The sequence below is a fragment of the Amphritea sp. genome (assembly GCF_016744155.1).
Lineage (GTDB): Bacteria > Pseudomonadota > Gammaproteobacteria > Pseudomonadales > Balneatricaceae > Amphritea.
In genome coordinates, this window is the sequence record NZ_JADGEW010000001.1 from 119601 (window position 1) to 140100 (window position 20500).

Sequence of the window (20500 nt, forward strand, 5' to 3'; positions counted from 1 at the left end):
TTCGTTATGGGTAGTAAGTGGCGCCCGCGAAAAGGCACAGAAGCGAGCTTCTGGTCTGTTCTTAGGGCTTGTTGTAAGCGTTAAACTGGGTGTCAGAGAGGGAGTGTGGCCAAGTGGTTATCCCAGGCGGTTGCAATAGTCGACGGCAGACGCACTGTTGTCCCGCGTTGAAGGTTATGTCGAAGGCAGCGACCTGTACCTGCACTGATAATAAATTCAGTGCTATTGCCGGTTGCCGCCAAGCCGCAGCCATCCCTGCTCTTGATAGAGGAGATAAATCGATTCTCATGCAGATCCCAGAAAGAGATCAGATCACCCCGAGGCGCTGATACTGCCGCGAAGCGGCCGCTGTGATCAAACCTGGCGCTGCCGCAATAACCTTTCATTGCCAGGTTAACCGCTGGTGGTGCGCGCAGCAGTTCAATCGGCTGCCCCGGGTGGTGCACTGCCACTAGCGGCAGGTTGTGACCCTTATCACCCTGATATTGCAGAGCGATAACCGTTGTGCCCTGCTGATTAGTATCGATGTGGCGGATGCTCAGCTGGTGCAGATGCGCGGGCAGCTGCTGCTGTTCCAGGCGCTTCCCCGTGAGAATATTCAGCCGCAGCAGCGAGGGCTGCATGTGGTCCAGGTTGAGTTTCTCCCGGCCATGATCCGGATGGGTATGAATCCCGCCGTTGGCAACGATCAACACTGGGCTTCCCGGTTGCTGCACCAGCTCATGGGGGCCTATGCCATCACTGGGGTAATCGGCGATAATCGGATAGTTTGCCTCAAGGGCACGGATCACCACTCTACCCTGTCCACTGCTGATCTCATTTTCAGTGGTGATAAGCCAGCGACCATCATCTGAGAAAATACCGTGGCCGAAAAAGTGTCGTCCGCTCCCGGCAATAATCCGTTTAACTAGCCGTTGCTCACGATAATCAACCAGATCGATAAAGCTACCAGGCCGTCGTGCTATACAAGCCAGCAGCGGTAATTGCGGGTGTACCTCGGTATGATGCGCCCGGCCCGGCAGCAGATGATCCAGCATTACTTCCCCCTGTTGCCCGATAAGATAGAGATGAAACTGTCCGGCGCTATCTTTGGCTGCTGAGGCAAACTTCGGTTTTGCTGAACGGCTAGCGTCATCCGCGGCGAGTGTTAGCGAGGGTAGCAGCACGGCGCTCCCCAGTATCTGGCAGAAATGACGGCGATTAATCTCCATCACGGCTGTTGAATCCCAGTTGAATGTTGAGTGTTAGCATTTCAGCTGACAACCCCCGGTCGAGCTGCTGGAGTGCGTCGCTTATCTGTCGTAACTGGTCGACTGTTTCTGGCTGATACAGGCTGGTGACCAGTGGCGTCTGCACTGTTTTGAGTTGCTGTTCGATACGGTTGAACAGGGCGTTGATATTATCCGCCTGAGGCCCTCTTCCCTGCTTTCGCAGCAGGCTGTCGACGCTGTTCGTCGTGCCCGAATAGAGGTGTCGGATACTGGCAATGTTAAGCTGAATATTGCGTAACGAGCGCTGACTACGCCAGGATTCGCTACGCTTTGGCCGTACCTGGCCACCCCCCAGTGGTCGGAGGATTTTCTGATCGCGGATCGCTTCAATCGGTTCGATTAGTGATTTCATCATATCGACAGCCGCTTCCTGATGGCTGTCGTAGTAGCTGTTCTGGCTACCGGCGCTGGACAACGAGTCACTGTAACCATTGTTCCACTCATCCAGTGTTGCCTGGCTGTTTATCGCTATGTACGCGGCGATGGTCTGGCTCAGCTGGCACCGATAGCTATTGTTGGCTAACTGATGCACTGAGCTGGTAAACAACAGGCGCTCCAGGGCTGGTAAGCCTTTGACCCCGATACTGGCCCTGTATAGATACTCTACATTCAGGGTGTCCGGGTTTTGCTGTTGCAGCAGCAGGTTTAGCTGTTTGCCGATCAGATTTTTTTTATCAGGCCAGAACTGCATGCTGAAATTACGCATCAGGGTTTCAATCGGGCCAAACTGGATATGCTGAACTTCTTGCCAGGCGTCCATAGTTTGCTGAAAGTCTTCCTGGGCGTTCTCCAGTTGCACGGATTCCGGCTGGTGGCAGAGGGCAGTAGTACTGGCCGCAAGCTCAGCACTGCTGTGTTGCAGCGCCCGGTAGCGGGGCAGTATGTGCTCTTCTACAAGACTCTGGTTAAGTGATTGCCATTGCTGTTCTGAGGGGGCTGCATGCACAACGCTGACGGCGGTAAGTAGCAGAGAGGCCCCCAGTAGAATCGGCCACAGAGGCTTAGTTGCTGAGTTCATAAGGACTCCAGAAAGGTCATTAAGGCATTTCGCTCTGTGGTTTGCAGGTTGATGACGCGATCACGAGCGGCGGCACCTTCGCCACCGTGCCATAGGACAGCTTCAAGCAAATTTTTGGCTCTGCCATCGTGGAGGAAATAGCTATGACCGCTTACTGTTTTGGTCAGCCCGATTCCCCAGAGAGGTGGGGTTTTCCACTCGCTGCCGCTGGCAAGAAACTCTGGCCGGTGATCTGCCAGCCCCTCACCCATATCGTGAAGTAGCAGATCGGTATAAGGCCAGATCAGCTGATCGGACTGTTCGGGCATATCCTCCCGAGAGGCGGTGGTAAAACTTGGCTGGTGGCATGCGGCACAACCGCTCTGATGGAATACCGCTTTGCCTTGCAATACTGTCGGTTTATCAAAGTCGGGCCGGGCAGGTGGTGCCAGATTACGGCTGTAAAACTCAACCAGCTTAACCATTTCTGCGGATGCCTCGGCATTATCCTGCAGTGGCGTGTTGCCATCCGGTTGTCTCAGGCAGTCTGTTTGATGGTTGGTGCAATCGCCGGCAGCGGTGGGAGCGAAGGGAGTGGAGATCCCCATGTCGCCACTGAAGGCCCCTACGGCTTGCTGAATCAGGGTTGGGTTACCGGCTTTCCAGCCAAATCGACCCAAATCTTGCTGTTGGGTGAAGCTGTTCCATACACGGTTAGGCCGTCCGGAGATTCCATCTTTGTTGGCATCGTCCGGATCAGCCAGCGCTTCAATATCGGCGAGGTCAATCGCTTCCAGCAAGCCCAGCCCAATCATCGGAGGCGCAACTCGTGGGGAGAGCATGGTTTGGGGATGTAACGGGCCATAGCTGAGATTCGATATACTGTATTCGGGATGGCGCAGTCTGACCTGAGCACCATCGGCCAGAGTCACGGTGGTTTCGCTATAGTTGATTACCATCCGCCCCTCCCCGGCTAGCCCGTTGATGGCGAGATCCTGTAGTTGACCACCGTAGGTGGGTTCCGGAATTACGCTGGCTTTGCCACTATCCAGCAATTGGCGCTGAGCATCGTTCTGCGGTGGGATACTCAGACGCAGAAACATCGATACAGCGTTGTCTTCCGGCCAGTTCGCTTCCGGTGGATGCCCCCGGCCATCTTTTAGATGGCAGCGCTGACAGGAGCGGGCGTTATAGAGCGGCCCCAGGCCATCACTGGCGGTGGTCGATGATGGTGCGGGAACCCATATTTTCTTGAAAATGCCGTTACCCAGTTTAAAGTTAAGCTCGTTTTCAAAGCTCATGTTTGCCGAGCTTTGAGAAAATGCGTTGATGTTCAACTGCTTATGATGGGTCGTGCTGCCACCGGGCAGCGCTTCACCGGGTTCTGGTAAATGCTGCTCTATCGCTGCAACCGCTGAAGTGGCCATTGCTATCGTGGTAAGAACGACAGCAATGGGGGTAAACAAGTGTCTGCAAATCATCGTTTACTCCAGAACCTGAGCTGGATTATCCAGGCTGTCGGAACCTTCCAATTGGATCCCGTCCAGTTGCAGCAGGGCGATAATATTCTCAATGGCACGGGTCTCTTCAGTTAGTGCATCGACAAAATCCTGTACCACCTGGTTACCCGATGTATTTCCCTCACCGATCAGAACATCGAAGGTTTTACCCTGCGCTGCATGATCCACCATCACCTGGGCAGCGTTTTCGGTCGCCTGTAACTTATTCAGCATATTTTGATTGGCGACAGCAGCCTGAGCGGCAACATAGGCTGACAGGCTTGGGCCGGAAACCGTTGAACCGTCAATACGGGTATAGCTTCCCTGATACACATTGCTGATCCCTTTGGCGTCATAGTAGTGGGACCAGTGGGTATTATCAGAGAAGCAGTCATGTTCCTCCTCCGGGTCATGCAACATCAGTCCTAGTTTGGTTCTTTCTCCGGCCAGTTCACCATAGGCCAGGCTCCCCATGCCGGTTAGAATTGATGCAATTGCATGACTTTCACTTTTCTCACTGAGTTGTCGGCGTGCTTCTCCCCCCTCTTTCCAGTTATCTACCATCTCCTGAAGGTCGGTTATCAGTAGTTGAGTGGTTGCTTGAAGATAGGCGCGGCGTCGGTCGCAGTGGCCACCGGTGCAATTTTCCAGGTTGTAGTCAGTTGCCGGACGATTGCCAGCTCCAGGGGAAGTGCCATTCAGATCCTGACCCCAAAGAAGGAACTCGATGGCGTGATAACCGGTGGCGACGTTGGCTTCGATTCCATCGATTTCATGCAGGGTGTCTGATAGTAATTCTGGTGTAATGTTGCTCGCATCAACCTGGGCGCCGCCGATTCGCAGGGTGGCGTTGGCAATGACATTGGCGCGGTACTGGGTGTTTTCATCTGACTCTGAGCCGTAGAGGCTACTGTCGACATAATCGATCAGACCTTCATCCAGCGGCCATGAATTTACCCGACCCTCCCAATCATCGACGATGGTGTTACCAAAGCGGTATGCTTCGGATTGTTGATAAGGGACGCGGGCGGCGATCCATGCTGAGCGTGCTTTATCCAGTGAGCTTTGATTTGGGTTGCTTAGCAGGTTGTTCGTGCTTAGCTGCAGCTCCTTTGCGCTCTTGAGCGAGTCTTCATAGGTTGCATGGGCAATATCAGCGTAGGTGCTAATAATTTCAGCAGGTGTCGGTGCAGCAATCAAGGCTACGGGATAGTGGAGTGTTCCGGCGAGGGCGACGGAGGTGAGTAAGGTTTTGAATTGCATTGCTGGTCTCCTGTAAATTCAGGAGTAAATGCTAATGCAAACAAGAATGATTCGCAATAGCGTTAATGGGTTTTCAGTATCAGTAACAAAAACCGAAACCAGCGTGTCAGTCACATAGGTGAAATGTCGCTTTCACAGAGACTCTAGGAAAGTGATCAATGCATTTCGTTCTACTCTTGTTAAGTTGATAACCTGCTGTCGAGCTGTTTCAGCTTCTCCACCATGCCAGAGAATTGCCTCAAGCAGGTTTCGTGCCCGGCCATCATGGAGAAAGTAGGTATGGCCGCTGACTGTTTTAGTCAGGCCAATTCCCCAAAGAGGTGGCGTTTTCCATTCACGGCCACTGGCTAAGAATTCTGGACGATGGTCTGCTAAGCCTTCTCCCATATCGTGGAGTAAAAGGTCGCTATAGGGCCAGATGAGTTGTTTGGATTGCTCTGAAAGATGGATGCTGCGCGCCGTTTTGAAGCTGGGTTGATGGCATTCATGGCAGCCTGCGCGCTGGAAAATTCTCTTCCCCCGGAGTACTTCCGGCTTTTGTGCATCGGGCCGGGCTGGAGGCGCTAGATTACCGGTATAGAGCACCAGTTGCTGGACCGTCACTGAGGACGCTTCAGTGTTTTCTTGCAAAGGTGTATTACCATTTGGCTGGTTTAAACAGGACGCTTGGGTAGAGGTGCAATCCCCCGTTGGTGAAGGCAGGTAAGGCGTAGCAATACCAATATCGCCGCTGAGCGCATTAACGATCTGCTGGATCAGCGTTGGATTACCCGCTTTCCAGCCAAATCGTCCCAACGCTTGCTGTTCGCTAAGCCTGTCCCATACCCAGTTTGGTCGGCCTGAGATGCCATTGCCATCACTATCATCCGGGTCACTCAATCTCAGAATATCGCTTTCCGGAATAGTTTCCAGTAGCAGCAGTCCCAGAACGGCTGGAGCGACTCTGGGTGACAGCATTACATCCGGATGGAGTGGTCCGAAATTTAACTCACTGATCTTGTATTCAGGCTTGCGTAGGCGGACCACAGCACCATCCGCCATTTTAACCGTCGTCTCAGTATAGTTGATATGCATATGACCCTCTTCCGTGAGGCCGTTTATGGCAAAGTTTTGCAGTTGTCCTCCATAGACAGGTTCAGGAATTACGCCAACTTTGCCGCTCTGTAACAGCTGATGCTGTTCAATGGTCTGCGGTGGAATACTCAGGCGGAGAAACATCGATACGGCCTGGTCATTTGGCCAGTTTGCTGCGGGTGGGTGACCCCGGCCATCTCTCAGATGGCACTCCTCGCAGGAATGAGCGTTATATAGCGGTCCGAGTCCGTCACTTGCCGGGGCAGATGAGGGGGATGGCTCCTCCCAAATTTTTGCAAAAATACTGTCACCCAGTTCAAAGCGTAACCGGTCAGGAAAGCTCATGTTAGCTGATGGGTGAGTGAATGCGTTACGGTCTCGGGGATTGTGATGGCTGGTGTCGCCTCCTGGCAACTCTTCACCAGGGTTGTATATTGCCATTCCCTCAGTCACCAAATTTGCTGAATCGGTCACTGGAACGCTCAGGATTACAAGCAAGATAAATAGCTTATAGGGGAGAGTTAGCTGCACTGTGTTATTCCATTAATTTTGCAGGGTCACTATTGAATAGTTACTTTGAGTATACTTCCTCTGCCATACATTACGATCTCCATTGGTATCATATGAAGTTGACTAGGTGGGTAATGCCAGAGAAATAGTTATATCTCTCTTCAGGATAGTACAGCATTAGCGCTATTTACATTTGTTCACCGGCCAGCGCATCGTATCCAGGTGTTTAATACCTATCAGGATGAAACGCCAACCAAAAAAAGAGGCCAGCAATAATTGCTGGCCTCTGGTGGTCTTTATGAGAAGTGCGCCTCCAGTTCGTCTGCTCCACCGATTCGCTGACCATCGATAAAGACCTGCGGGGTGGTGCCCTGGCCACTAATAGCGGCTAATGAGCTGTAACTCAGACCGTGGCTGCCCAACTCTACCTCTTCATAGCTTAAGCCTTTTTCTTGCAACAGCTTCTTGGCGCGTATGCAGTGCGGGCATCCAGGTTTGGTAAGGATGCTTACCCGTTTTGGTTGCTCAGCCGTTGGGTTGATGTAAGCGAGCATAGTATCGGCATCGGATACTTTGAACGGGTCGCCTGGCAGATCGGGTTCGATAAACTGTTTTTCGATGACGCCATCGACGACCAGCATAGAGTAGCGCCAGCTGCGTTTGCCAAAGCCCAGTTCTTCCTTATCCACCAGCATTTCCATTCCGGCAGCAAATTCGCCGTTGCCATCAGGAACAAAAGTGATGTTTTCCGCGCCCTGGTCTCCCTGCCAAGCGTTCATTACAAAGGTATCGTTTACTGATAGGCAGATAATGCTGTCAACACCTTCGCTTGCAAATACCGGCGCTAGTTCGTTATATCGAGGTAAGTGAGTAGTCGAGCAGGTTGGGGTGAACGCGCCAGGTAACGCAAATACAACCACTTTTTTGCCGGCAAACAGATCATCTGTAGTGATATCAACCCATTGATTGTTTTGCTGGGTATGAAAGGTTACTTGTGGAATGGTTTGGCCTTCTCTGTTGGTGGGCATCTTTTCTTTCCTTCAAATGTGATTGGTTTCGATGGATCAATAATGACAAAGACTCTTGGTTTAATGAAATCAATTAAATAAACAGAGTTGATAGCTAAAAACTAACAGTGGTGTTTTTATTGTTCTTATGGATTCTTGTGAGGGGACTCATATTGTTAATCTTTAGCCGACTTATGGGCTCTTCTGCTGGCCTAAGTGGGTTAAATCCCTTAAAGTGAGCGCGCATTTAGAGAAATTGATTTTTATTGTTCTGGTATCCGTTTATGCGTCCCCTCCTCCAAGCTTACTATAGTAATTTTCTGGGTAATTCGCCCAGTTGGTATAAGCAGGCTATTCTCTGCTTTCTACTCGTAAATCCCATTGCCCTCATGATATTTGGACCTGTTACCGCGGGCTGGCTGCTGATTTTTGAGTTTATATTTACTCTGTCTATGGCACTTAAATGCTATCCGCTGTTGCCTGGTGGCTTATTGGCGATCGAATCAGTGCTGATGCACCTGACAGAGCCCTCAAGTCTTTACCATGAAGTGTCGTCTAACCTGCCGGTGATTCTGTTGCTGATGTTTATGGTTGCGGGTATCTACTTTATGAAAGGGATGTTGCTCTACGTCTTTACCAAACTGTTACTAAATGTGCGTAATAAAACGGCGCTTTCGTTGCTGTTTGCCCTGATGGGGGCTGTTCTTTCAGCGTTTCTGGACGCTTTGACGGTGACTGCCGTACTTATCAGTGCTGCTGTTGGTTTTTATTCTATTTATCATCGGGTGGTTTCTGGAAGTCATAAAGATGCGGATCATGATCACTCCGTAGATGATCATCTGCATGAAAATCATCGGATAGAACTGGATAAGTTCCGCGCATTTTTGCGAAATCTACTGATGCATGGTGCAGTAGGAACGGCGTTAGGAGGTGTGTGTACTTTGGTGGGAGAACCACAAAACCTTCTGATTGGTGAAAAAATGGGTTGGCACTTTGTCGAGTTTTTTGTCCATATGGCACCTGTTTCAATGCCGGTGCTGGCTTGTGGTTTGCTCACAACTATCCTGTTGGAGCGAACCGGTTGGTTTGGCTATGGTGCTCATATTCCAGAGCCGGTGTTTAATATTCTCAAAGACTTTGATCGTGAAGCACAATCCCAATGGGGGTCGAAGGAGCGGGCGGAGCTGTATACGCAGTTCGCAGTGGCTATTTTTCTGATTTTGGCGTTAGCATTGCATCTGGCCGAAGTGGGTATTATTGGTCTGACGGTCATCGTTTTACTGACCAGTATGAACGGTATTACTGAAGAGCATCGGATAGGTCGGGCGTTTGAAGAAGCGTTGCCCTTTACCGCTTTGCTGGTGGTATTTTTCACCATTGTCTCAGTGATTCACGATCAGCATCTGTTCACCCCGGTGATTGAATGGGTACTGCATATGGATCTGCGTAATCAGCCAGCGATGTTCTTTGTCGCTAACGGTTTGCTTTCAGCGATCAGTGACAATGTATTTGTTGCTACCGTTTATATTAATGAAGTGACTGATGCGTTCCGCAGCGGCAGAATCAGCCGCGAACACTTTGAGAGCTTAGCGATAGCGATTAATACAGGAACGAACCTGCCCAGTGTTGCTACGCCGAATGGTCAGGCTGCGTTTCTGTTTCTATTGACCTCGGCAGCTGCGCCGCTTGTCAGACTCTCTTATATGCGGATGGTGTATATGGCACTGCCCTACACTATTGTGCTGAGTGTGAGCGGATTGCTGGCTGTTTTGTTCCTAGTCTGACCAGTCGCTGCCAGAATTTCTCTAGTACGCCGGGCTCCTCTGGAGCTGTAATCTTAGTGGCCTGGCGTTGCAGACGTCGAAGCTCTCGTCTCTCCCATGCAGCATTGGCTTTATCAGCGTAGCGGGTTTGTTGAGCTGCGCTCAGTTGTGTTGAACCGGGTGCTATAACTGTTTTACTTCGGCTGGTGACACAGGCTTTGGGTGAGCTGCACATAGGAACTTCTCCATCTTTATCGCCCTATTATGCTGTTGTTGGCTGAAATAAAACTGAAAGCCTTATCGGCTTGAGCTGGGTTTGAATAAGCGTAGGCGATTGGCATTACTGACCACGGTCACGGATGAAAACGCCATTGCAGCCCCCGCAATAACCGGACTCAGCAGCATGCCCGTGAGGGGGAACAGAATCCCTGCTGCCACCGGTATACCCAGAGTGTTGTAGATAAAAGCGCCAAACAAGTTTTGACGGATATTGCCTAGGGTGGCCCGGGATAGCTCAATCGCATCGGCTACTGAGTGTAAGCTATTGCGAATCAGTACCATATCGGCGCTTTCAATCGCCACATCGGTACCGTTGCCGATGGCAAAACCCACATCCGCCCGCGCGAGAGCCGGCGCATCATTGATGCCATCACCGCACATGCCTACTTTGTAACCAGCCAGCTGCAGTTTTTCAATCTCATTGGCTTTCTCTTCAGGTAATACACCCGCAATAAAGTTATCCACACCCACTTGTTTGGCAACCGCCGCAGCGGTCTGTGGATTATCGCCAGTGAGCATAATGACGTTTAGTCCGGCTTTTTTCAGCCGGGCAATCGCGGTGACAGAGTCCTGCCTTATCGGGTCTGCTATGGCTAACAATCCAGCTAATTGCCCATCGAGAGTGATATACACCGGGGTTTTTGCCTGTTCTGCCAGTGTTAGCGCCTGAGCATCAAATTTGGCGCAGTCGATCTTCTGTTCAGTCATCCAGGTTTTGTTGCCCAATGCGACCTCAGTGCCGTCAATATAACCCTTAGCGCCGCGTCCGCTAACCGCCTGAAAGTTTTCCACCGGTAACAGTATCTCTTGCTTTGATTGGGCATAGCGAACAATTGCCTCTGCCAGCGGGTGTTCAGACGCGGCTTCAAGTGAGGCTGCCAGCTGCAGCATATTGGGTTGATCGGCCAGCATGTCAGTTACCTGAGGCGAGCCTTCGGTTATTGTGCCGGTTTTGTCTAATACCAGCGTATTCAGTTGTGATGCGCTTTGTAGCGCCTGACCATTGCGGATAAGAATGCCATACTCTGCGGCTTTGCCTACCCCAACCATCACTGACATCGGTGTTGCCAGCCCCAGAGCACAGGGGCAGGCGATAATAAGCACAGTGGTCGCTGTGATGAGCATATACGCCAGATGAGGCTCAGGGCCAAGCAGATACCAGAGTAGCGCGGTGAGCAGGCTACAAAGTATCACCACCGGGACAAAGATAGCGGCAACGTTGTCTGCCATTCGGGATATCTCAGGCTTGCTGGCCTGCGCCTGCTTAACCATCTCAATGATCCGGCTCAGGGCCGTTTCACGACCAACCTTCTCTGCTTTAACGATCAATGAGCCGGACTTATTCAGCGTGCCAGCGCTGACGTTATCGCCCGTTTTTTTAGTGACGGGCAGAGGTTCTCCGCTCAGCATCGACTCATCGATCAGGCTGCTGCCCTCCTCTACCAAGGCATCTACTGGAATCTGTTCACCGGGACGAATACGCAATTTATCGCCTACTTCAACCAGATCCAGTGGCAGGTCCAGCTCTTTATCATTGCGGATTACCCGTGCTGTTTTGGGCTGCAGGTTGAGCAGTCGTTCGACCGCTTCTGAGGTCTTGCCTCGGGCGCGAATCTCCATCGCCAGGCCAAAGTTAACCAGACCGATGATCATTGCACTGGCTTCGTAGTAAAGGTGGCGAGAACTTTCCGGCAGCATCTCCGGAAACAATACGACTGCAGTGGAATAAAGCCAGGCCGCGCCGGTCCCCAGAGCTATCAGACTGTCCATAGTTGCGGAGCCGTTTTTCAACGAGGACCAGGCGCCGTTAAAAAAGTGGCGCCCTGGAAACAACAAAATACCTAGTGTGAGTAAGCCTACCAGGCCCCATATCATCTGATCCTGAGAGGAGCGAATGCTCATCTCATCCATCACCATTCCTGCAACCATCAGTGGAATACCCACACCGAGGGCTAATAGAGTATTGCGGATGTGGGCCTTGTACTGAGCGGCCTGCTGGGCTTTTTGTCGAGCCCGGTCTTCTGCGTCATTACTGGCAAGCCGGCCACGGTAGCCGATCTCTGTCAGAGCGCTAATCAGAGTGTCTCCGCCGATAGAACCTTCCACATTCAGACGTCTCTGGGGGAAATCGACTAAAGCCTGTTCAACATCAGGCAAGGCGTTAATTTTCTTTTCAATTTTTTTAACGCAGCCAGCGCAACTGACATTTTCAAGCAGCAAGGTAATAGTCATACTGTTTTCTCAGAAACGGTTTTCTCTTAGATAAAGCATAGAGCTTCCAGTGACTGTAAGGTCAATCGACAGTTGCATTTTTTCTGAGAACGGGCGAATCTGTATAGGAATATGAGAAAACCATAAGAGAATCTGACCTGTTTTGATCTGTTATCGTGCCCTTCTAATCCTATTGCTTAGCGTACTGGCTCTTAGCCCTGCGGTTGCATCCATTTCGTCTGATGTGACTTCTATGGCATCTCATCAAACGATGAATTGTGATGGTGATAGTTGCGATATGGTTGATGCGGATTGTTGTGAAACGGAGCTGCCGGGGTGTTGCCTGCAGCTATCAGTGGCACTTTTTCTCTGGCCAGCCGGTTTTCATGGGTTTTCATCAGCTCAGAGTCCCCCAGCCTGGACTCTGTCAGCCTACCATTCGGCAATATCTCCACCGGTATACCACCCTCCTCGCACCGCTATGTTATCTGTTTAACACGCTGATGAATTAATCACTGTCTGAATAAAAATAGACGGAGTTCAGTATGAACATTTCTCAGGCTGCAACGGCAGCTGGACTGACCAGTAAGACCATTCGTTTTTATGAGCAGCAAGGGGTTATCCCTCCCGCTGCCCGGTCGGCTAATGGTTACCGGATTTATACTGAGCAGCAACTGGATAGCTTGCGTTTTATCAAACGGTCCCGGGATATGGGCTTTTCACTGGATGAAAGTCGGGAGCTGTTACAGTTATCCCTCGATCCCTCCCGAACCAGTGCAAGTGTTAAGCAAAAAGCAGAGCAGCAGATAACCAGGATAGACCAGCAGATTGAAGCGCTGCAGCAGATGCGCTCATTGCTGGAAGCCGCCGCAAACCGCTGTCGCGGTGATGAAAGCGCGGAATGTCCAATTTTAGACCAGTTAAATGGCGTGGCTGTCGATAACGATAGCCCGGAGTGAAAAATGAAAAAGATCGTCTTAATCTTAGTTGGCCTGCTGGGCCTGACACTCAATAGTTATGCTGCAGACCCTGTGTGGCTGGAAGGCAAAACAGATAAGCAGTATGAGATTACGGTTTACCGTAGTGCCAGCTGTGGCTGCTGTAAAGGCTGGATTAGCCACCTGAAAGACCACAACTTCAGTGTCAAAGATGTGGTTGTAAATGATGTCAATCCTCATAAACAGCGCCTAGGGGTGCCTTCGAAAGCGGCGTCCTGCCATACCGCAGAAGTGAATGGCAAAGTGATAGAAGGTCACGTTCCTGCGCAGGATATTAAACGCCTTCTTGCCGCTGACAGCGATATTCAGCTACTAGCTGTGCCGGGGATGCCTTCCGGCGGGCCGGGTATGGATACAGCGGGTGCTCGTAAGGATTCTTTTACCGTCTATTCGATGGATAGTGATAATCGGGTGGAAAGTTTCAATCAATATTCGGATTACTAAGATGAAGACTCTAGTGATATTGATAGGGGTTATTTTATTGAGTGGCTGTAGTGACTCAGAACCCAGGGTTGAAGGGCGCTGGTATAGCCAGTCGCAGGTAGATATGGGAAAGCGGTTATTTATTGATAACTGTGCCGAGTGCCATGGTGTCGCAGCGCAGGGAACCAGAGATTGGAATAAGCCCGAAGCGAATGGTAAATACCCGCCGCCACCTTTGAATGGTAAAGCGCATGCCTGGCATCATCCATTAAAAGGTCTGAAGCAATCCATTACTAATGGCGGGATTGCCATTGGTGGCAGTATGCCCGGGTTTGGCGATAAGCTTTCCGACGCTGAGACTGACGCTGTGATCAGTTTCTTTCAAAGTAAGTGGCCGCAACCAACCTATCAGGCATGGATTGATCGAGGTGGATTAAACTAACGCCGTTAAGGATAAAAAAATCCCTCCTAAAGTTGCGTGGGCTGTTCAATATCCGTACAGTAGCGACCTTGCCAGAAATCCGATCTCAGTGAGAGGTCGGGGAGTGGGAAAGAGAGATGGTTGAAAAAGTATATCTGAGCGCACAGGAATTGCTTGAAGATTCCTACCGGTTGGCGCTGGAAGTCTATAATAGTGGCTTCCGTCCTGATTTTATTGTGGGTGTCTGGCGGGGTGGTACTCCGGTTGGCATCGCAGTTCAGGAGCTGTTGGATAACCTGGATGTAAACACCGACCACATTGCGATTCGGACCTCTTCTTATACGGGTATAGGTACTCGTAATAAAGAGGTGCGCGTGCATGGTCTGGATTATCTGGTCCGTAACATCAATCAGTCAGACTCTCTGCTGATTGTCGATGATGTATTTGATACAGGCCTGAGTATAAAGGCGGTGATCGATACATTGAGAGAGAAGGCGCGTCTGAATGCGCCCCATGATATTCGGATCGCAACACCCTGGTTTAAACCGGTCAACAATAAGACCGATCTGGAACCTGACTATTACCTGCATAAATCGGAAGACTGGTTGGTTTTTCCGCACGAACTGCAGGGGTTGAGTCGGGACGAGATGATGGCGAATAAGCCCGGTTTGAAAGCAATTTTTGAGGAATACGGCGTCTGACACACTGATGTGAAATCAGCGTAACCGTAAGTCCAGAAAGTGAACCCTGAGCGTTGATATGAAAGCGAAGATTTTTCTTTGCTTAAAATATCTACAAATGCCAATGAATGCGGTATAATGCCGCGCATTTTACGCCCCTAACATTCGAGTGAAGAAATGGCTGACTTATCACACTACCGTAACATCGGTATTTTCGCCCACGTAGACGCGGGAAAAACGACCACTACCGAACGAATCCTGAAGCTGACAGGTAAAATCCATAAAACGGGTGAGGTTCACGATGGTGAATCTACTACCGATTTCATGGAACAGGAAGCTGAGCGGGGAATTACTATCCAGTCTGCGGCGATCACCACTTTCTGGAAAGATCACCGCATGAACATCATCGATACTCCAGGGCACGTTGACTTCACTGTTGAAGTATATCGTTCTCTGAAAGTTCTGGATGGCGGCATCGGTGTATTTTGTGGTTCTGGTGGTGTTGAGCCTCAGTCAGAAACTAACTGGCGTTATGCAGATGAGTCGGGCGTTTCCCGTATCATCTTCGTAAACAAGCTAGACCGTATGGGCGCTGACTTCCATCGCGTTGTAGAGCAAGTTGAGAACGTGTTGGCTGCTAAGCCACTCATCATGGTTCTTCCTATTGGTCGTGAAGAAGACTTCGTAGGTGTTGTTGACCTGCTAACTCGCCAAGCTTTCGTTTGGGATGACACGGGTCTTCCTGAAAACTTCGAGATCAAAGATATCCCTGCTGACATGGTAGACGATGTTGAAATGTATCGTGAGCAGTTGATCGAAACAGCGGTAGAGTTAGATGACGATCTAATGATGGCTTACATGGACGGTGAAGAGCCTTCTATGGAAGGTATCAAGCGTTGTATCCGTGAGGGTACTCGTGATCTTAAATTCTTCCCAACGTACTGTGGTTCAGCATTCAAAAACAAAGGCATCCAGCTTATTCTTGATGCGGTTGTAGATTACCTGCCAAGCCCAACAGATGTTATCCCACAAGACCTGACAGATGAATTCGGCGAAGCGACTGGCGAAGTGGCGACTGTTTCCACTGATGAGCCTTTCCGCGCACTGGCATTCAAAATCATGGACGACCGTTTCGGCGCTCTGACCTTTGTTCGTGTTTACTCTGGTAAGTTGAAGAAAGGCGATACCATCCTGAACTCGTTCACAGGTAAAACTGAACGTGTTGGCCGTATGTGTGAAATGGAAGCCGATGAGCGTAAAGAACTAGATTCTGCTCAAGCCGGTGACATTCTTGCAATCGTAGGTATGAAAAACGTTCAGACAGGTCACACGCTGTGTGATCCTAAGCACGAATGTACGCTTGAAGCCATGGTATTCCCTGAGCCTGTAATCTCCATTGCAGTTACGCCTAAAGATAAGGGTGGAGCTGAGAAGATGGGTGTTGCTATCGGTAAGATGGTTGCAGAAGATCCTACCTTCATCGTTGAAACTGATGAAGACTCTGGCGAAACTATCCTGAAAGGAATGGGCGAGCTTCACCTGGATATCAAAGTAGATATCCTGAAGCGTACTTACGGTGTTGAACTGATTGTGGGTCAGCCACAGGTTGCTTACCGTGAGACTATCACTACACCTCTGGATGATTCTTACACCCATAAGAAGCAGTCTGGTGGTTCTGGTCAGTTCGGTAAGATCGACTACCGCATCAAGCCGGGCGAGCAGAACACTGGCTTTACGTTCACCTCTACCGTTGTTGGTGGTAACGTACCTAAGGAATTCTTCCCGGCTATCGAGAAGGGCTTCAAGAGCATGATGGATACTGGTCCGCTGGCTGGCTTCCCTGTGCTTGACGTTGAAGTTGAGCTTTACGATGGTGGTTACCACGCGGTTGACTCCTCTGCGGTTGCGTTTGAAATCGCTGCGAAAGGTGCTTTCCGTCAGTCCATGCCTAAAGCGGGTCCACAACTACTAGAGCCGATCATGAAGGTTGACGTGTTTACTCCTGATGATCACGTTGGTGATGTTATCGGTGACCTTAACCGTCGTCGTGGCATGATCTTAGGTCAGGAAGCTGCAGGTTCAGGCGTTCGTATTAAAGCTGACGTTCCTCTGTCTGAGATGTTCGGTTATATCGGATCTCTGCGTACTATGACATCTGGTCGTGGTCAGTTCTCTATGGAATTTGCACATTACTCTGCTTGTCCTAACTCTGTAGCAGAGAAAGTTATTGCTGAAGAGAAAGAGCGTAAAGCTAACAAGTAATTGTTGCTGAAGCTCTGCTAAAAAAGCCCGCTATTAGCGGGCTTTTTTGTGTCTGTGAGGTAAGGTTCTATCGATATAGGCATACTCTGCATGTCGCTTATCTCTATAAGTGCAGTGGCTAGATCGCGGCTTCGCCACTAGTTAGTGGCTCGAACGTCGCTACACGACTCGCTAGAAAAAGCATAAAAAAAGAAGATTTATTTCAAATTAAGTCGTTGGTGTGGTTGCAAAAATCAAGACCTGACTCCGTTAATATGACCCTAAAGTTCTGCTAAAAAGCCTGCCTGGTGCAGGCTTTTTTGTGTCTGCTTTTTACAGTAGGAGAAGGTAGTGGTTTGATCGGGCGCATGAATCACTTTAATAACCATTGGGTTAGCTAGTATTGTTGGTCGCGGCTTGTCATTATTGCCACATTCTTGCCATAACTGACGGAACAGGGCTATGACGACAGCAAGTTGGTTGAAAACGATGCGCAATGTACTGGATAGCTATAGCTATCCAGCGGTTTTGATTGATGTGGATTATAACGTCGTCGCTACCAATAAAAGTTATGACTTTCGCTTCGGTGGACTCAGTGGTCACAGTTCTGCCAAATGCTTCTTTATTTCACACGGCTATCAACGGCCCTGCGATCTAGAAGGCGAGACCTGTCCAATGCAGGAAGCCCGTGACAGTGGTCATCGGGCCAGTGTGCTACATATCCATAATACTCCGCAGGGTAAAGAGCATGTGGGAATCGAAACTATTCCCATCACCGATGATCGAGAGCAGGTCTATTTTATTGAAGTGATGAAGCCGATTCGGGAGGTCAGTGCTGAGCCGATTGCTAATAAGATGATTGGCCGAAGCCGGGCTTTTAATGTGTTGGTGGATCTGATTCAGCGGGTGGGTAAAACGGATACTAATGTATTGCTTATGGGGGCTTCCGGTGCAGGTAAAGAACTGGCTGCTCAGGCGATACACTCTGCCAGCTCCCGAGCTGGTATGCCCTTTGTAACGGTAGAGTGCTCAGGGTTAACGGATAATCTGTTTGAAAGTGAGCTGTTTGGCCATGTAAGAGGTGCCTTTACCGGTGCGACTCACTCCCGAACCGGCCTGGTTCAGTCTGCCCAGGGTGGAACACTATTTCTCGATGAGGTGGGAGATATTCCACTGCATCTCCAGGTAAAACTTCTGCGTCTGATCGAGACTAAAACGTTCCGCTCAGTCGGTGATACTAAGCCCGCGGCGGCCGACTTCAGGCTGATATGCGCAACCCATAAAAATTTATCTGATATGGTAGAGCGAGGCGAGTTTCGGGAAGATCTGTACCACCGAATTAGTACCTTTCCGATTCGTCTGCCATCGCTGTCTGAGCGAATTGAAGACCTGTCTCTGCTGGTAGAGAGTATCTTGCTAAGAGTTAATGATAAGACCCCTTTGAGGCTTTCTGAAGAGGCGCTGAAGCTGCTTGCTCTGCAGCCCTTCAAAGGTAATGTACGGGAGTTGAAAAATATTCTCGAAAGAGCGGTGGTGTTACGAGATAAAGATTTAATCGGACAGGATGTTATCCAGCGCAGTCTTGATCTGCTGCCCGTTTCATTAGCTAAAGAAAGCAATGGTGGCAGTCTGCGTGGATTGGCAGAGCAGGGGATAAGCCTGGAGACACTAGAGCGCCGCTATCTTACAGAGCTCCTGGGAATCTGGTCTGATAAAGCACAAGTGGCGGACATAGCTGGTTGCAGTTTAAGAACCCTCTACAGGAAACTGGAGTCTTAGGTGCTGTTCTTAAGCTATATTATAGTTGTTTGCTCACCAGGTTAGTTAACTCTCCGATAGGCAACGGTGGGCTGAATAAGTATCCCTGGACCTGATCGCAGCCGTATTGTTTGACAAATTCGAGCTGTGCCTCGGTTTCGATACCTTCGGCGACCACTTTCAGATTCAGATTGTGTGCCATATCGATAATAGTTTTTACGATCACTTCATCATCACGGTCTTTGCCAATATCGCTAATAAATGAACGATCGATTTTAAGGGTATTTAGTGGCAGGCGCTTAAGGCGGCTTAGGGAGGAGTAGGCGATGCCGAAGTCATCAATTGAGATCTCGACTCCCAGGCTGCGGATCTGATTCAGCTGTTCGAGTAGCGCTTCATTTTCTGTCGCCATGAAGGTTTCTGTTACTTCCAGTTCAAGGGCTGAGCCAGGGTAGCCTGTGGAGGATAGTGTATCGGCTATACGTTTATAGAGATCCCTACGAATAAAGTGTGCCGGCGAGAAGTTGACAGAAAGATCAAGCTGCTGGCCGAACTGTTGACGTAATCTTAGAATATCCTGGCAGGCAGTCTTCATTACCCATTGATCAACTTCGCCGATCAATCCCTGGTCCTCAGCAAGCGGGATAAACTCTTCCGGAGAGATATCTCCTTCATCTGCATCAAACCAGCGAATAAGTGCTTCGACACCAAGAATCCTCAGCGTTCGAGTACACCATTTTGGCTGATAATAAACTTCGAATAGCTGCATCTTTATTGCTTTACGGAGCTTTTGAGCCAGTTGAATACGCCGCTCTGAGCGAATGTTCATCTGCCGGGCAAAGAAACTGAACTGGTTTCTGCCGGCGGCTTTTGAGCTGTACATAGCGGTATCCGCATGTTTCACAACAGTTGTCGCATCGGCACCATCAGATGGATAGATACTGATACCAATACTGGTGGTGACTTGTAGGTTAAAGCCCTGAATGACAATCGGATCTTTTATGGCATTTATTAGTTTAGTGGCGATATCAGCGGCTCTGTCCTGAGTGGTATTCACCGCCAGAAGAGCAAACTCGTCGCCACCAAGCCGGGCCAGTGTGTCGCTACTTCTCAGGCTGGCTTGCAGGCGGGAGGATAGTTCTATTAGTAGCTGATCGCCCATATCATGGCCGAGGGTATCGTTAACATCTTTAAATCGATCGAGATCGAGAAACATGACTGCTAATTGTTCATTGCGTCGGTCCGCATAGTTGATCGCGGCATTCAGGTTATTGTCGAAAGTGGCTCGGTTAGGTAAGCCTGTCAGAGCATCATGAAATGCCTGATGTTCCAGCTGCTTTGTTAGAAGTAGCAGTTCAGCTGTACGGTCTTTAACTTTCTTTTCAAGCAGCAGCTGGGCATCTTCAAGCTCATTATCCCGCACCTGAATCTGCTCGATCATCTGGTTGAAGTCGGAAGCCAGACTGCCGATCTCATCTTTAGATTGATTGCGTACTCTGAGTTTATAATTTCGGGTGCGGGTGATTTTTCTGGCGGTGCTTGCCAGCTCTGCAATGGGGCGCGTGACGATTCTCTGAGCCACGCTGGAGAGCAGCAGGGCGACGACCAGTGACAGCAGAAATACCACGAAGGCTATGCCCATCTGGTCTGTCTGCCGTTCTTTTAGGCTGGCTAGGTCTGAAAGTAGCAGTGTATGGCCTATAACTTCGTGATCAATGATCACCGGCCGAAGAACAAAGAGTGCGTCACCGAGTTCTCCTTGATCGCTACTCGGTATGGGGGGTATCGAATAGTTATTAGGGGAATATTTGGCGAATACATTGTTTTCAGCGTCGTAAAGTATGGCCAGCACAACATCCTGAACGTTTTCCAGAGATTCCAGGGTTATTCGAGCTGATTCTGCATCGCCAAAGGTGAGGGCCGCAACCGAGTTATTGCTGATTATGTCGGCCTGAGATCTCAGGTTCTTGGCCACTTGTGCTCTGGAGTCATACCAGTCATGAACAGCAAAGCCTGCGGTTGCCAGAGCAAGCACAGCACTACTTATTAAAAGTAGCAGTGACATCAATTTTCGGCGCAGAGGGAGGCGTTTAAAGATTGGCATC

17 protein-coding genes are annotated in these 20500 nt (G+C 49.9%); 8 read left to right on the forward strand and 9 right to left on the reverse strand.

Annotated features, from left to right (window positions below):
• Positions 1 to 92: 92 nt before the first annotated feature.
• From QZZ54_RS00580 to QZZ54_RS00605, 6 genes are all read right to left on the reverse strand, one after another.
• Positions 93 to 1211: a DUF1513 domain-containing protein gene (locus QZZ54_RS00580; protein ID WP_290698178.1), complete on the reverse strand. Its 1119-nt coding sequence runs from the start codon at positions 1209 to 1211 to the stop codon at positions 93 to 95.
• Entirely contained in the window at positions 1201 to 2289 is a 1089-nt protein-coding gene (locus QZZ54_RS00585) for an imelysin family protein (RefSeq protein WP_290697101.1), read from the reverse strand. Before QZZ54_RS00585 ends, QZZ54_RS00580 begins: the two co-directional genes overlap by 11 nt.
• The gene (locus QZZ54_RS00590) at positions 2286 to 3749 is read right to left on the reverse strand and encodes a di-heme oxidoredictase family protein (protein ID WP_290697103.1); all 1464 of its coding nucleotides are present in this window, start codon (positions 3747 to 3749) and stop codon (positions 2286 to 2288) included. Before QZZ54_RS00590 ends, QZZ54_RS00585 begins: the two co-directional genes overlap by 4 nt.
• Positions 3750 to 3752: 3 nt before the next feature.
• Positions 3753 to 5030 carry an imelysin family protein gene (locus tag QZZ54_RS00595; protein WP_290697106.1) on the reverse strand — a complete coding sequence of 426 codons (1278 nt, stop codon included), beginning with the start codon at positions 5028 to 5030 and terminating at the stop codon, positions 3753 to 3755.
• A 132-nt stretch (positions 5031 to 5162) separates the two neighbouring features.
• Positions 5163 to 6635, reverse strand: coding sequence for a di-heme oxidoredictase family protein (locus tag QZZ54_RS00600; RefSeq protein WP_290697108.1), 1473 nt, complete (start codon positions 6633 to 6635; stop codon positions 5163 to 5165).
• A 275-nt stretch (positions 6636 to 6910) separates the two neighbouring features.
• A complete protein-coding gene (locus tag QZZ54_RS00605; RefSeq protein WP_290697111.1) occupies positions 6911 to 7642 on the reverse strand; it encodes a glutathione peroxidase in 732 nt (243 codons plus the stop codon).
• 263 nt (positions 7643 to 7905) lie between these two features.
• Between QZZ54_RS00605 and nhaB the strand changes: the two genes are divergently transcribed.
• The gene (gene nhaB, locus QZZ54_RS00610; RefSeq protein WP_290697114.1) at positions 7906 to 9405 is read left to right on the forward strand and encodes a sodium/proton antiporter NhaB; all 1500 of its coding nucleotides are present in this window, start codon (positions 7906 to 7908) and stop codon (positions 9403 to 9405) included.
• Here nhaB and QZZ54_RS00615 read toward each other — a convergent pair.
• Together QZZ54_RS00615 and QZZ54_RS00620 are read right to left on the reverse strand one after the other, a co-directional pair.
• Complete coding sequence (locus QZZ54_RS00615; protein WP_290697117.1) at positions 9356 to 9619, reverse strand: hypothetical protein; 264 nt, start codon at positions 9617 to 9619, stop codon at positions 9356 to 9358. The two genes, nhaB and QZZ54_RS00615, sit on opposite strands and share 50 nt — an antisense overlap.
• A 62-nt stretch (positions 9620 to 9681) precedes the next feature.
• Positions 9682 to 11895, reverse strand: a complete 2214-nt coding sequence (locus tag QZZ54_RS00620) for a heavy metal translocating P-type ATPase (RefSeq protein ID WP_290697120.1) — start codon at positions 11893 to 11895, stop codon at positions 9682 to 9684.
• 232 nt (positions 11896 to 12127) lie between these two features.
• On the opposite strand from QZZ54_RS00620, the gene QZZ54_RS00625 reads away from it, so the two are divergent.
• The 7 genes from QZZ54_RS00625 to QZZ54_RS00655 all read left to right on the forward strand — a co-directional run bounded on the left by QZZ54_RS00625 (position 12128) and on the right by QZZ54_RS00655 (position 18416).
• Complete coding sequence (locus QZZ54_RS00625; RefSeq protein WP_290697122.1) at positions 12128 to 12370, forward strand: hypothetical protein; 243 nt, start codon at positions 12128 to 12130, stop codon at positions 12368 to 12370.
• Positions 12371 to 12419: 49 nt separating this feature from the next.
• Positions 12420 to 12833 (forward strand): Cu(I)-responsive transcriptional regulator, encoded by a 414-nt coding sequence (gene cueR / locus QZZ54_RS00630; protein WP_290697124.1) that lies wholly within the window; start codon positions 12420 to 12422, stop codon positions 12831 to 12833.
• 3 nt (positions 12834 to 12836) lie between these two features.
• The gene (locus QZZ54_RS00635; RefSeq protein ID WP_290697125.1) at positions 12837 to 13316 is read left to right on the forward strand and encodes a DUF411 domain-containing protein; all 480 of its coding nucleotides are present in this window, start codon (positions 12837 to 12839) and stop codon (positions 13314 to 13316) included.
• Between the two features lies 1 nt (position 13317).
• Positions 13318 to 13737, forward strand: a complete 420-nt coding sequence (locus QZZ54_RS00640) for a cytochrome c (RefSeq protein WP_290697126.1) — start codon at positions 13318 to 13320, stop codon at positions 13735 to 13737.
• Positions 13738 to 13853: 116 nt separating this feature from the next.
• Positions 13854 to 14417, forward strand: a complete 564-nt coding sequence (locus QZZ54_RS00645) for a phosphoribosyltransferase family protein (protein ID WP_290697128.1) — start codon at positions 13854 to 13856, stop codon at positions 14415 to 14417.
• Between the two features lie 156 nt (positions 14418 to 14573).
• Complete coding sequence (gene fusA / locus QZZ54_RS00650; protein ID WP_290697131.1) at positions 14574 to 16658, forward strand: elongation factor G; 2085 nt, start codon at positions 14574 to 14576, stop codon at positions 16656 to 16658.
• 441 nt (positions 16659 to 17099) lie between these two features.
• The gene (locus QZZ54_RS00655; RefSeq protein WP_290697134.1) at positions 17100 to 18416 is read left to right on the forward strand and encodes a sigma-54-dependent Fis family transcriptional regulator; all 1317 of its coding nucleotides are present in this window, start codon (positions 17100 to 17102) and stop codon (positions 18414 to 18416) included.
• A gap of 19 nt (positions 18417 to 18435) precedes the next feature.
• On the opposite strand, the gene QZZ54_RS00660 is transcribed toward QZZ54_RS00655, so the two are convergent.
• Positions 18436 to 20499 (reverse strand): EAL domain-containing protein, encoded by a 2064-nt coding sequence (locus QZZ54_RS00660; RefSeq protein WP_290697136.1) that lies wholly within the window; start codon positions 20497 to 20499, stop codon positions 18436 to 18438.
• Position 20500: the final 1 nt, after the last annotated feature.